The organism is Paenalcaligenes hermetiae (assembly GCF_039543645.1).
Lineage (GTDB): Bacteria > Pseudomonadota > Gammaproteobacteria > Burkholderiales > Burkholderiaceae_B > Paenalcaligenes > Paenalcaligenes hermetiae.
Genome location: NZ_BAABKD010000002.1, coordinates 276,366 through 289,692, shown reverse-complemented (window position 1 = coordinate 289,692; position 13,327 = coordinate 276,366). Strand labels below are relative to the sequence as shown.

General features: G+C 47.9%; 12 protein-coding genes. 4 read left to right on the top strand and 8 right to left on the bottom strand.

All coding sequences use genetic code 11. From position 1 onward, the window contains the following. Positions 1-52: 52 nt before the first annotated feature. From ehuA to ehuB, 4 genes are read right to left on the bottom strand one after another with little or no spacing between them, the layout of a single operon-like run. Positions 53-844: an ectoine/hydroxyectoine ABC transporter ATP-binding protein EhuA gene (gene ehuA / locus ABD980_RS03000; RefSeq protein ID WP_260650921.1), complete on the bottom strand. Its 792-nt coding sequence runs from the start codon at positions 842-844 to the stop codon at positions 53-55. Beyond that, on the bottom strand, positions 837-1,535 hold the full coding sequence (gene ehuD, locus ABD980_RS02995) for an ectoine/hydroxyectoine ABC transporter permease subunit EhuD (RefSeq protein WP_300647230.1): 699 nt from the start codon (positions 1,533-1,535) through the stop codon (positions 837-839). Before ehuD ends, ehuA begins: the two co-directional genes overlap by 8 nt. Positions 1,536-1,537: 2 nt before the next feature. After that, positions 1,538-2,209, bottom strand: coding sequence for an ectoine/hydroxyectoine ABC transporter permease subunit EhuC (gene ehuC / locus ABD980_RS02990; protein WP_260650936.1), 672 nt, complete (start codon positions 2,207-2,209; stop codon positions 1,538-1,540). A gap of 11 nt (positions 2,210-2,220) precedes the next feature. Then, positions 2,221-3,084 carry an ectoine/hydroxyectoine ABC transporter substrate-binding protein EhuB gene (ehuB, locus tag ABD980_RS02985; protein ID WP_345369490.1) on the bottom strand — a complete coding sequence of 288 codons (864 nt, stop codon included), beginning with the start codon at positions 3,082-3,084 and terminating at the stop codon, positions 2,221-2,223. A 415-nt stretch (positions 3,085-3,499) separates the two neighbouring features. On the opposite strand from ehuB, the gene aroG reads away from it, so the two are divergent. The 3 genes from aroG to ABD980_RS02970 all read left to right on the top strand — a co-directional run bounded on the left by aroG (position 3,500) and on the right by ABD980_RS02970 (position 6,657). After that, on the top strand, positions 3,500-4,561 hold the full coding sequence (aroG, locus tag ABD980_RS02980; RefSeq protein WP_260650924.1) for a 3-deoxy-7-phosphoheptulonate synthase AroG: 1,062 nt from the start codon (positions 3,500-3,502) through the stop codon (positions 4,559-4,561). Between the two features lie 145 nt (positions 4,562-4,706). After that, positions 4,707-5,822 (top strand): tRNA 2-thiouridine(34) synthase MnmA, encoded by a 1,116-nt coding sequence (mnmA, locus tag ABD980_RS02975; protein ID WP_345369487.1) that lies wholly within the window; start codon positions 4,707-4,709, stop codon positions 5,820-5,822. Between the two features lie 16 nt (positions 5,823-5,838). After that, on the top strand, positions 5,839-6,657 hold the full coding sequence (locus ABD980_RS02970; protein ID WP_345369485.1) for a sulfite exporter TauE/SafE family protein: 819 nt from the start codon (positions 5,839-5,841) through the stop codon (positions 6,655-6,657). A 40-nt stretch (positions 6,658-6,697) separates the two neighbouring features. On the opposite strand, the gene ABD980_RS02965 is transcribed toward ABD980_RS02970, so the two are convergent. After that, the gene (locus tag ABD980_RS02965; protein ID WP_260650927.1) at positions 6,698-7,318 is read right to left on the bottom strand and encodes a glutathione S-transferase N-terminal domain-containing protein; all 621 of its coding nucleotides are present in this window, start codon (positions 7,316-7,318) and stop codon (positions 6,698-6,700) included. A 263-nt stretch (positions 7,319-7,581) separates the two neighbouring features. Here ABD980_RS02965 and purB point away from each other — a divergent pair, with 263 nt between their 5' ends. Next, entirely contained in the window at positions 7,582-8,958 is a 1,377-nt protein-coding gene (gene purB, locus ABD980_RS02960) for an adenylosuccinate lyase (RefSeq protein WP_345369482.1), read from the top strand. A gap of 40 nt (positions 8,959-8,998) precedes the next feature. Here purB and ABD980_RS02955 read toward each other — a convergent pair whose 3' ends face one another. The 3 genes from ABD980_RS02955 to ABD980_RS02945 form a co-directional block, all read right to left on the bottom strand. After that, positions 8,999-9,376: a hypothetical protein gene (locus tag ABD980_RS02955; RefSeq protein WP_345369480.1), complete on the bottom strand. Its 378-nt coding sequence runs from the start codon at positions 9,374-9,376 to the stop codon at positions 8,999-9,001. 50 nt (positions 9,377-9,426) lie between these two features. Further along, the gene (ribA, locus tag ABD980_RS02950; protein WP_345369478.1) at positions 9,427-10,023 is read right to left on the bottom strand and encodes a GTP cyclohydrolase II; all 597 of its coding nucleotides are present in this window, start codon (positions 10,021-10,023) and stop codon (positions 9,427-9,429) included. Positions 10,024-10,155: 132 nt separating this feature from the next. Further along, positions 10,156-13,305, bottom strand: coding sequence for a tetrathionate reductase subunit A (locus ABD980_RS02945; RefSeq protein ID WP_345369476.1), 3,150 nt, complete (start codon positions 13,303-13,305; stop codon positions 10,156-10,158). Between the last annotated feature and the right edge of the window lie 22 nt (positions 13,306-13,327).

Genomic DNA, 13,327 nt, shown 5'->3' with positions numbered 1-13,327 from the left:
AAGGTCCAATATGGGCTTTGGGGGCAATTAATTTATGAGCAATGGTTTGGGTTTAGCTTAATGATTGATTTTGCATGAAATTAGCTAAAAAATCACGGGTACGAGCTTGTTTAGGGGCTGCAAATAATTCCTGCGGGGGCGCTTCTTCTACCATTTTTCCCCGATCAAAAAAGCAGACGCGGTCTGAAATGTCTTTGGCAAATTGCATTTCATGAGTGACTAGCAATAAGGTCAAATCTTGCTGGTTGCTCAGTTGTTCAATGACTTGTAGCACTTCTCCCACCAGCTCTGGGTCTAGGGCGGAGGTTGGCTCATCGAATAAAAGAATTTTAGGGCGCATCGCTAAAGCACGTGCAATGGCCACTCGCTGCTGTTGCCCTCCAGAGAGCTGACTTGGAAACTTGTCTTTATGATCCATCAGACCAACAAGCTCAAGGTATGCAAGCGCCCGTTCTTTTGCCTCTTGCTTTGAAAGGCCTAATACATGCATGGGTGCTTCAGTAATATTACGAAGTACACTCATGTGGGGAAATAGATTGAATTGCTGAAAGACCATGCCCATCTTTTTACGCATTTGGCGCAGATGGGCTTCTGAGGCGGGGACTAGCTGCTCCGCTTGGTACTCATGCCAAAGCGGCTCATTATCTACATAGACGGTTCCCGCATTGATGTTCTCTAAGGTCATTAAAATCCGCAATACTGTGGATTTTCCAGAGCCGGAAGGGCCGATAATAGTGACTTTTTCACCTTTACGTACACAGAAATCCAGTTGATCTAGTACGACTTGATCGCCAAATTTCTTTGTGACTTGATGAAATGCTATGCTGTTGTTTGAGTTAGTCATGACTAAGATGAACCCCCTCTTTAGGTAGGCGCTGATCTAACCAGCGGATGCCCGCGGCGGCAATGAGGGTCATGATCAAATAAATCAGCCCCACCAGCGATAGAGGGATAAGATAATTAAAGCTGCGATCACCAATGATTTTGGCCACATTGAGCAGCTCTAGGACGGCGACTACGGAAAGCACGGGGACGTCTTTCATAATAGAGACCAAATAATTGCCTAAAGCGGGGATGATTCTTGGGATCGCCTGAGGAATAATAATGAAAAAAAACAAACGAAAAGGGCTAAGGTCTAGCGCTCGAGCCGCTTCGATTTGTCCTTTAGGAATGGAGTCGATACCTGCCCGATAAACTTCCGAGGTATAGGCGCTATATTGTAGGCCTAATGCTAACGCCCCTGTTAAAAATGCGGGTAAGACAAGACCATAGTCGGGAAGCACATAATATAAGAAAAAAAGTTGAACCAATAAGGGTGTATCTCGGATAAACTCGCTTATAAAGCGTGCGGGCCACGCAATGATCCGATAACGGTTGCTTTTTAAGGCGGCTAAGACCAAGCCAAATATGGCAGCAATCATAAAGCCAACAAATGTGGCTTGTAATGTCACCCATAGTCCGCGAGCTAATATAGGCAAAATAGACCAGATAAACGCCCATGTGCTGCTTGTATCCCAGCTGATTCCAAATAACATAATTATTGGGCTCCTGTGCGCCAACGGCAGGTATAACGCTCAATGAGCTTCATGAGAGCGCTAATAACCAAGGCCATACCGAAATACATAAAAAGCAATAAGGTATAGATGGTTGTGCTGTCTTGGGTTAGGTTACGGATTTGCTCAGCTCTAAAGGTCATGTCGGCTAAACCGATGAGCGAAACTAAGGCGGTATCTTTTAGGTTTTGAATCGCTAGATTACCAAAACTAGGCATCATTTCTGGCAAGGCTTGGGGTAAAGCTATACGCCATAGAGTATGGCGAGGGCTTAAATCCAGTGCTTTGGCTGCCTCATATTGAGTAGGAGGTACCGCTTGTAAAGCGCCGCGTACGACTTCTGCACCATAGGCACCGATATTTAAGGCAAGGGCTAAGGTTCCTGCGAGCACAGGTGGCAAGCGCAAATCGATGCCCAGCCATTGGCCTAATAAAGGTAAAGCAAAAAACAGCCAAAACAGTTGTACCAGTAGCGAGGTTCCTCTAAATACCTCAATAAATGTCACGCTTACCGCGTTGATGAGTCGGTTTGCCGATAAGCGGCCTATCCCAAAGGCGAAAGCAAAAATAGCACCTAATACTGTTGAGTAAAAGGTCAGTTGTAGGGTGACCCAGGCGCCAGCAAGCAGAGGGTCACTGTATTGAAACCAGAGCATCATGACAGAGATTAATTGGTCTTAGCGGCACAGAGATCGGCCGTCTGCTGAGCATTAGATTCTTTTTGATCGGTGTCGCTAAAACCATAGCGTGACAAAATGTCTTGCCAGGCTTGGGTTTGTTTGAATTTAGCCAGCTCAGTGTTAATGGCGTCACGTAGCTCCGTATTGTTTTGAGCGAAGGTGAAGCCTCCCCAGCTGCGTACAGGTTGACCGTTAACAACCGGATCGACAAACTTTGCAGCAACTTCTACTTTAGGGCTTTGTTGCGCCAGCTGAGCGGCGGTTAACCCCGTTGCGGCATACGCATCGGCACGGCCTGTAGCGACGGTAGAAATCGCATCGGCATTATTGGCAATAGTGACCAGACGACTTTCATCCATGCCTAATTGCTGCATGATTTCAAGCTGATCGGCTCCAGCCATGATAGCCAATGTATGCTCACTTTCGATGAAATCCTCATAGCGATGAAGATCTTTAGGGTTGTCTTTTGCTACCAATAAGCCTTCGCCATAAGAGCTATTGGGCTCAGAAAAAAGTACTTGCTGGCAGCGCTGGGGCAAGATAGCCATTTCTGCCGCTACCATGTCAAAACGATCGGCTTGTAAACCCGGGATAAGCGAGCCAAAGTTGGTGGTATGCCATTCAATGTTCTCTATGCCTAAAGCTCGTATAAGATGTTGCGCTACTTCAGGGCCTACGCCTTTAGCACTACCGTCTAGGTCGGTATAGCCATACGGGATTTCATTCGCAACGGCAATGCGAATGGTGTTTTTTGCTTGAATGTCTGCCAGCGACGCGGCATGCGCCGTTATACCTATTACGCTAGCGGTCATCATACTGATAGTACGAAGAAAAAAAGTCGGTTTTAGCATCACATTCCTTTTTACATGATAAAGAAGAAGTAGTACGAGGGATGTGCAAGCACCACTTGATTTGAGTCTGAATCATACCGTATTAAATCATTTCAACTCAAATCATTTTAATAAAAACTATTGAAATGGGTGATGGGTTAGCTTTGTTGTATGTGGTGAGAGTTGTACATATTTAAATTTCTAATAAGGGGATGATTGTTTTTTTTATAAAATATGTGCTAGGATAAGTTTTATGTACAAAGCGATTTCTTTTTTCTTCTTTTACTTTTATGCTTTTCCTATGCCGCTGGCGCAGGAAGGGATGCCTTGTACATAAAATACATAGCAAAAAATTCCCAACTAAAGCCGCCAGCGCACAAGGCGGCTTTTTTTGTGCCGCCACTCAAGCCTGGCACAACCAAAATGGAGTCTAGTCGTGTCACACAATACTGATGATTTACGTATCCGGGAAATTAAAGAGCTAAGCCCTCCAGCGCACTTAATGCGAGAGTTTCCTTGTTCGGCCGAGGTGTCTGCTGTGGTCCATAACACCCGTGATGCGATTCATGAGGTTTTACATGGCAAAGACGATCGCTTAGTTGTCGTGATTGGTCCTTGTTCTATTCATGACACTAAAGCGGCTTTGGAGTATGCCCGTCGTCTGCTGCCATTACGTGAGTCTTTAAAAGATGAGCTGGAAATTGTGATGCGGGTGTATTTTGAAAAGCCGCGCACCACAGTGGGTTGGAAAGGCTTGATCAATGACCCTGATCTAGACGGTAGCTTTAATATTAATCAGGGTTTGCGTACGGCGCGCCAGCTGTTACTCGAGGTCAACGAGCTCGGTATGCCTGCGGGGTGTGAGTATTTAGATATGATTACGCCCCAGTACATTGCTGATTTGGTTTCTTGGGGCGCTATTGGGGCACGTACGACAGAAAGCCAAGTTCACCGCGAGCTAGCTTCTGGGCTCTCTTGTCCGGTAGGCTTTAAAAATGGTACAGGCGGGAGCACACGCATAGCGATTGATGCCATTAAAGCGGCTTCACAACCGCACCATTTTTTATCCGTAACCAAGGGTGGGCACTCGGCAATTGTTTCCACTAAGGGTAATGAGGATTGCCATATTATTTTGCGTGGTGGAAAAGCGCCTAACCATGATCCCCAAAGTGTGGATCAAACTGGCAAAGACTTAGAGGCCTCTGGTTTATTGCCACGTATTATGATTGATGCAAGCCATGCTAACAGTAATAAAGATTACCGTCGTCAGCCGATTGTGATTGATGAAATTTGCGCACAGATCGAAGCGGGTGATGAGCGTATTTTTGGTGTGATGGTAGAAAGCCATCTCGTCGCAGGGCGTCAGGATTTGGTCGAAGGCCAACCACTTACTTATGGGCAGAGTATTACCGATGGGTGTATTGGTTGGGAGGACTCCGAGAAAGTCTTGCAGCGCTTAGCAGAAGCCGTACGGGTTCGTCGCCAAAAACGTAGCTAGATCTTTGTTTTTGATGCGAAATAGGGCTGCATGAATACAGCCCTATTTTCATTAGGGCAAGGCTGCAGTCTAGATTAGGATGCGAGTACAATAGGTGGCATTTAATAATATTAGGGCAGCGTTGCCTTTTATGTGAGTAGGAACAATGAAAGCTTCAACAGGCGCTAAAGGGCGTGTAGTCATCGGTCTTTCCGGAGGGGTGGACTCTTCGGTATCTGCTTGGCTGCTTAAGCAGCAAGGCTACGAGGTGATAGGCCTTTTTATGAAAAACTGGGAAGATGATGACGACAGTGAATATTGCTCCAGTCGTCAAGACTGGCTGGATGCGGCCAGTGTCGCGGATCTGCTTGGTATAGAAATCGAGGCCGTGAATTTTGCTGCGGAATATAAAGATCGTGTTTTTGCAGAGTTTTTGCGCGAATACACGGCTGGTCGTACTCCTAACCCCGATGTGTTGTGTAATGCCGAAATTAAATTCAAGGCCTTTTTGGACCATGCTATGAGCCTAGGCGCCGAGCGCATCGCGACGGGGCACTATGCACGTGTGCGCGCAGTGGACACACCTAATGGCAAGCAATATCAATTGCTGAAAGGTCTAGACGCGACCAAAGATCAAAGTTATTTTTTGCATCGCTTAAATCAAGACCAGCTTTCACGCACTTTGTTTCCATTGGGGGAAATTAAAAAAACACAGGTACGTGATATCGCTGCACAGCTACAGTTGCCTAATGCTAAGAAAAAAGACTCCACTGGGATTTGTTTTATTGGTGAGCGTCCTTTTAGAGAGTTTTTGAATCGTTACTTACCCACTCAGCCAGGTCCCATCAAAACAGACGAGGGGCAAATTGTTGGCGAGCATATTGGCTTGGCTTTTTATACCTATGGGCAACGCAAAGGCTTAGGCATAGGCGGCATTAAAGGCAAACAGCGAGAAGACGGAACGGCAGAAGCCTGGTATGCCGCGCGTAAGGATCTAAAAAATAATACTTTATATGTGGTGCAGGGGCATGACCACCCTTGGTTATTACAGCACGAGCTACGAGCAGAAAATGTGAGCTGGATTGCTGGGTCGGCGCCGCAAGGAACCGATTATGCTGCTAAAACGCGGTATCGCCAAAACGATGCGGCATGTCGCCTTATCTCCGCCGATCAACACACCCTAGCTTTGTATTTTGAGCAAGCTCAGTGGGCGGTGACGCCGGGTCAATCTGTGGTGCTTTACGATGGTGATGTGTGTTTAGGCGGCGGTATTATTCAATAGTGGGTAGTCAATAAAAATGGATCCGGTTTTTTTAGTTGGTTTTGCTGTCCTAGGAGCTTTTGTCGGATTTTCCGCTGGATTGCTTGGGATTGGCGGTGGCATGATTCTTGTGCCTTTTCTGAATTTTCTTTTACCTAAACTTGGTGTGCCGCCTTTGATTGCGGTACATGCCGCCATTGCCACGGCGATGGCCACCATTGTTTTTACGTCGTTATCGAGCATGCGTGCCCACCACGCGCATGGTGCAATTCGCTGGGATATTGTGCGCTTAATGGTGCCTGGGCTGCTGATTGGTGGTTTGCTTTCTGGTGGCGCCGTGTTTGCTTATATTAATGGCTTAGTATTGGCGATTATTTTTGCTGCTTTTGTGGTGTATTCGGCTTTGAAAATGTTTCGTAATACCCCCCCGCCTGCAGCCAATACGCTGCCCAAGCCTTGGGTAGTTACCGCTTTTGGTGGGGTGGTAGGTTTTGTGTCCGGCTTGTTAGGGGCAGGCGGAGGCTTTTTATCCGTGCCGTTTATGGTAAGAGCCAACATTCCCATGCCTAAGGCCATTGCTACATCCGCAGCGCTTGGTTTTTTTATTGCGGTAGCAAACGGTATTGGATATATCTGGTCGGGGGCGCAGTATACCAGTGCTGATTTAAAAATGATTGGCTATATTTACTGGCCTGCGTTATTGATTTTAACGGCGTTAAGCATGTTAACGGCTCCGTTTGGGGCTAAGCTTGCTCATCGCTTACCCGTAAAAACGTTAAAGCGGATCTTTGCCTCTATGTTGTTAGTCTTAGCTATACAGATGCTTATAGAGACCATACGTGTGCATGTGGGGTAAATAAAGGAAAAAAGGACTATGTTCACATAGTCCTTTTTTTTTAATTTGAGACGGGGGCTGCTGTGCTTTGGAAAGAGGGACGTGTTTCTAGTTTTTCCATTAACAGGGCGAGCTTTTCGTAGTGTTGGCGCCACTCAAGCTTAGGGAAGCGTAGATCTAAATAGCCCAGAGCGCAGCCAACGGCGATATCGGCTAGGCTTATATTAATACCCGTGCAGTATGGCATGTCTTCGGGTAGCTCATTTTCCATATAATCCAGCGCCGCTTGGATTTTGCTTTCTTGACGACGAATCCAGTCGGTGCTTTGTTGGGCAGTTGTGCGTCGAGTGTATTCGGTATGAATAGTGACGGCAGCATCCATGATGCCATCAGCTACCGCTTCCCATGCTTTGGTTGTGGCACGCTCACGTCCCGACTGAGGCAGCAGCCGGCCTACGGGCGATAGCGTGTCTAAGTATTCCACAATCACGCGGGAATCAAATAAGCTGCCGTAATCGTCCATAATTAGACAAGGGATTTTGCCCAGAGGATTGTGTTGTTGAATGATCGAATCATCGGCCCACACGTCCTCGAGGACGAGCTCATAGTCGAGTTTTTTCTCTGCCATCACTACGCGAACCTTACGCACGTATGGGCTGGTAAGTGAACCTAGAAGTTTCATAGAAAGAAAGAGTGAGTTGCAAGCACAAAAAGTATAGCAAGAACCACCTAAAAAACTGGGTGTAATAGCAGTATTTTGCCTTGGGTTTAAGCTTTAGGCGATTTTTGTGGTTTATATGTCATGAATTGTCTTTAAAAGGATTAAGAGCTGGATTTTTATGCCATTTTGTGCTTTTGGTTTCTAGGGCTAGCAAAGAGAAGAGCGGTTTTTTAGAGGGAGGCAATGGTAGAATAAGGTTTTCGTTATTTTTATCCCTAACTATCATGCAAATCGCAGATCAACTAACTCCTTTAAATGCGTTGTCCCCACTTGATGGGCGTTATGCAAGCCGCGGTAACTCTTTACGTGGTTTATTGTCTGAAGCGGGTTTCATGGCCCATCGTGTAGAAGTCGAAATTGCTTGGCTGATTGCTTTGTCGCAGGCGGGGCTACCTGAGTTGCCCGCGTTTAGTGCTGAGGCTACGGCGCGCCTTAATGCGATTGTGACGCAGTTTTCCGAAGCCGATGCCCAGCGCATCAAAGACATCGAGCGTGTGACCAACCATGATGTAAAAGCGGTTGAGTACTGGCTAAAGGAACAAGTTCAGGATGACGCTGAACTAAAGGCGGCGGCGGAATTTATTCACTTTGCTTGCACGTCTGAAGACATTAATAATACCTCACATGCATTAATGCTGATTCGTGCCCGGGAGCAAGTGATTCTACCGACCTTGCAGCGTGTTTGTGATGATATCAAAGCCAAGGCCCATGATTATGCAGATCAGCCGTTGCTGTCTCGTACACATGGCCAGCCAGCCAGCCCCACTACCATGGGTAAAGAGTTCGCGAACGTCGCTGCTCGTTTACAGCGTGCTATCGATGCCATAGCGGCTGTTGAGCCTTTGGCAAAAATGAACGGTGCTACGGGTAACTATAATGCTCATCTGAGTGCGTATCCTGATATCGATTGGCCTGCTTTTAGCCAAAACGTGTTAAGCGGTTTGGGCTTGGTACAAAACACGCATACGATCCAGATTGAACCCCACGATTGGATGGCACAGCTTTTTGATGCGATCGCTCGTGCGAATACGATCTTGCTTGATTTTAACCGTGATATTTGGGGATACATTGCGCTGGGTTATTTCAAGCAGCGTCTTAAAGAGGGTGAGATTGGCTCTTCCACTATGCCACACAAGGTCAATCCCATCGATTTTGAAAACTCTGAAGGGAATCTGGGCTTAGCGAATGCGGTATTACGCCATTTGTCTGAAAAATTACCAGTTTCGCGTTGGCAACGTGATTTAACCGACTCCACCGTATTACGTAATTTAGGCGTTGGTTTGGGTTATAGCCTTGTGGCTTACGACGCTTGTTTGCGTGGTTTAGGTAAACTGGAGTTAAATGCCGCAGCTATTGATGCTGATTTAGACAGTTGTTGGGAAGTCTTAGCTGAGCCTGTGCAAACGGTAATGCGTCGTTATGGTTTAGAGAACCCCTATGAGCAACTTAAAGCGCTCACCCGTGGTAAGGGGATCAACGAAGCGGGTTTGCGCGAATTTATCTCTGGCTTAGATCTACCAGAACAAGCCAAAGCAGAATTACTGGCAATGACACCGCGTAGTTACATCGGATTGGCAGCGCAGTTAGCACGGCAGATTTAAATCCTATGAAAAAGCCCAACTCCATGGAGTTGGGCTTTTTTTATGGGGCAGGGCGGCCACAGCCCTGATACTGCTTACCTAAAATTTCGAGTCGCGTTTCATAAGGATAGGAGGTGTCACTCATGGTGTCGCTACAGGTATTAAAGATAATATCTAAAGCAAAGGGTTGATCTTGGTATTCGGCACGATAATGTGTACCTGCGTAGGTGACTTGAGCAGGGGGTAAGAGCAGATCAAGCTGTTGTTCACCATAGTCGAGTGTAATGGTTGCTTGGTGGTCTGGGCTAATGACAACAGACCAACCTGGCTCATTGCCTAGTGCTTGAAACGGTAAAGGGATGGTTTCGGTGGTAGTAGGTAGGGCACAGGCTTGTAGCAGTAGCGCCGCACTACTAAGACTTATCCAACGTAGCCACATACTTGTCTCCTTATGGACTTGGATCGGTGGTGAGAATGAAGACAGAGCGCTTAGGCCTCGGGCTCGTCTAAAAAATGGCCAAGCTTAAGCGCTTTGGTGTGTAAGTAATAGCGATTATAGGGGTTTGGCTCAATACGATGCTCGATACGCTCTGTGACGGTATAACCTAAATCCTCAAGCGCTTTGACTTTGCGAGGATTATTAGTCATTAGCCGAATGGTTTTGATATTGAAATAATCCAACATGGGGCGTATGAGTTCGTAATTTCTTTCATCGGCATGAAAGCCTAGCTGCTCATTGGCTTCGACTGTGTCGGCCCCTTGATCCTGCAGATGGTAAGCACGTATTTTATTGATAAGACCAATGCCTCGACCTTCTTGGCGTAAATATAAAATTGCCCCTCTGCCTTCGTCGGCGATACGTTGTAAGGCTTTTTCCAGTTGTGGGCCACAATCACAACGTAAACTGAATAACGCATCCCCGGTGAGACACTCTGAGTGCAGACGTAATAAAACCGGCTCTGGAGTGCTTAAGTCTCCGAGCGAAATCACCAAATGTTCTTTTTGTGTCGCTTTTTCTAAAAAAACAGAAAGGGTGAAATTAGCCCAAGGCGTGGGTAAACGACTAGATGTGACGTAATTTAACAAAACAGTGGTCCAATGAAAGCAAAAAGAGAAGACGCCGGATTCTTGATTTGAGCTTAATATAGCATTATGAGAGATAAAAAAGCACCCCGACAGGGGCTCGGGGTGCTTCTCCATGATAAGACTGGGGAAATATTAGATTTTTTCGATGCGGGCGGGCAGGCCTTGACGCACTACGGCTCCAGATACCCAATCAATCCACACGTTATTATGATCACCACGAGTGGTATCGCGGAACCCCAGGTCGTTGATATTTACCCCCGCTGCTAAGGCAGGATTATGGGGCATGGCTTTGCCATCGATTGTATGGGCTCGTGCGCCAAGTTCTTTGTGTCCGTATCCATGTTCAATGGCTATGGCACCACGCATCACGCCGTCTCTGATCATGGCCACTCCTTCGACAGAGTTTCCTGGGGTCACCAGGCGGATGCGCTCCCCATTTTTAATTCCTAACTCGTTTGCATCCTCGCGGTTAATGGAGATAGGGTTATGTGGGTGGACTTGGCGTAGACGGTCGACGGCAATGGAAATAGAACTCATCAGATTAGACTTGTAAGAGCTCATTAAAAAAGGCCATTCGGACTCAGAGAACGCCTCACGCATCGGTGTACCATCGGCCAAACGTGTCGGGTACCAGGTTGGGCAGCCACTGTTGTTTTCGCCAGTAAGCGCATGCTTGGATTGGAATAGTTTTTCATCCCAAACCGGTAGCATATGTGGATGCGCATGTTTTAGATGCCCTTTGCCTTCATCCCAGGCGTCTTCGACTTTGTCAAAGCGTCCCCCGCGACACATAACGGTAGCTACTTTGCGCCACTCTTCGTCTTTGACGCGATCTTTAATGGTGTCCGCATATCGATCTACCCCTGTTAGCGCCATATCGTCGTCAGTGGCGTCTTGCACGGGGCGTTTCATGCCATAGGCGATGTTTGCAAAGCCGCGAATATAGAAGTCAGCAGCACTATTTAAGGGATAGCGTTTGTCGCTATTGGGCTCGCCAATGGCATCCTCTCCAAAACCGGGCATGCCAATGCGCTTAGCTACGGCGATGAGAAAGCTTTCTAATGAAATAGGTTGTCCATCGGCGGTGCGGCTCACTTTGGGTTCGACCACAGGCCAGCGTACGGTGGAGGTTTTAGCGATCACGTCAGCCCATGGTGCGGAAACCCCCCAGCTTTCGTAGGTAACGGTATCGGGCACAATATAGTCAGCGATGGCACTGGTCTCGTTGATAAAGGGCTCAATACAAACAATCAGAGGAAGCTTTTTGGGGTCACAAAGGTCCTCATACATGGCGTTGCGCATGCCCGCTATTCCATAGAGAAAGTTCCCCATGTGGTTGATCCAAGCTTTAGCTTTGTATGGGTAGCCAGCCATACCGGAAGCGATCAGTTCGGAACTGAGCGCCCCCCCGACGATTGGATACCAGGGTGCTGGTGCAGGGTAGGGGTTTTCTCCGGCTGCGACTCGGCGTTTATATTCAGAGGACTGTTCGTAAGCCATGCGGTTACGTGAAAGCGCTAAGCCTTTGGGTTGAGCTTGACCTTTGAAGCGGAAGTCATAGCGTGGGCCTGGGCCAAATGGACCAAATGGGCCTGCATCTAAAACCAATCCCCCTTTTACGTTTAGGTTACCTACCAGAGTATTGAGCATGGCGATTGCATAAGCAGTATAAAAGCCAGAGCCGCTCATGGTGCCCCCGTGAGCATCGACCACAGCTCGTTTGCCATAGCTAGTGAACTCCTCGGCAAGCTCTTGGATATCTTGCACGGAGACACCGCAAATGGCGCTGTACTCTTCGAAGCTCATGCGTTGTGATTCTTCACGTAGTTTGGCTAAAGAGGTGCACACTTTAACAGGTTGAGCACCCAAGCCAATAGCAGTAATTTCTTTTTCTACAAAGAGTTCTGCGGCTTCAATGATAGTGTGTGGCGCTAAAGAGCCATCTGCGCGTTGAACCACATAGACGTCTTCAGGTTGTTCCTCACCCTCGGCGACCTCATTGATGGGCCAGCCTAAGTCAGAACCACGTAAAAAAGTACCATAGCGAGGGTGCTCGGGGTCGTTAATGAGTAAGTGTGTGGCATTACACCACGAGGCCTCGCCCGCGGCCTTCATGGCTTCTGGCCCGGGTTGTGACAGCATGACGGCATCAAAACGCTCGTTTTCTAACATCCAGCGTAGCATTGCCATCACTAGGGCTAAGTCGGTAGCGGGTTTGATCGCTAACCAACGGTTGCCAGAGCCAGAAGCAAGGCTAGATGAGGTGGGTAAAACGGGCGAGACAACCACGTATTTAAACGTGTTTTCTTTGCGAGAGCGAGCCTCGGCTAGTTCGCGACCTTGGCGTTGGAAGGGGTTACCGGACTGTGCTGGCGCCGCACCAATAAATAAGCCAAAAAGGGCATTGGACCAATCGGGTTTGCCGTGGGGCATACCACGAACATCACCTAGAGCTTGGCCTGCACCGATACGGAAGCTTTGCCCACAGTAAGAGCCATGGTTAGCGCGGTTCATTGTCCCAAATGACTGCTCGGCAAAGCGACGGATGAGAGGTGTCCGGCCTTCGTTACCGGCATCGGTCACAATGAGTTGGTTAGAAAGTGGACCAAACTCGGGGTTATTGGGATCAATAAGGGTTTCGCGATCAAAAATAGCGCGTAAGCCATCAACATGACCCTCGCCAAATAAGTCACCCCCCTCGCACACCTCTTCAATCAGCTGTTCAAAGCTAATGCTTTGCCACTTGCCTTCGCCGCGTTTACCAACACGTTTTAAAGGAGTGAGCACACGATAGGGGTTGTCCACTTGTTCTTGCATGGCACTACCACGTGCACAAGATGTAGCGCGGCCTTCTAGACCATATTCTGTGCCTAGTTTAGCGTAGACCTCACGTACGGGTAGCTCCATGGGAGCGGGCTTGGTGGTGGCCAGAGGGTGGTATGGGTTACCTGCAATACGTAAGATTTGGTTATTTTCTTGATCCACGCGAACCCGTACCCCACATTGGGTCCAACAGCCTAAGCATAAGGAAGGGCTGACAACCTGACCGGGTTGGGTGCGTAATTCACCGGTTTTTTCATCAATGGTGAATTCGGGGGTTAGAGAGTTGCCTCGAACAGCGTGTTTAGGCGGGTGTCCGGCAGAGCCTTGGGTGAAGCCTTTCACTGCATTGACGACTGTATCAGCATAACCTGCGGCAAAGGCAGCGACCCCGCCTGCAGCTAAAGAACCGTGTTTCAGCAATTTGCGGCGGTCGTTATTGGGTTTGTTTTGCTTACTCATGTTATGAATTCCGTGTGTAGTG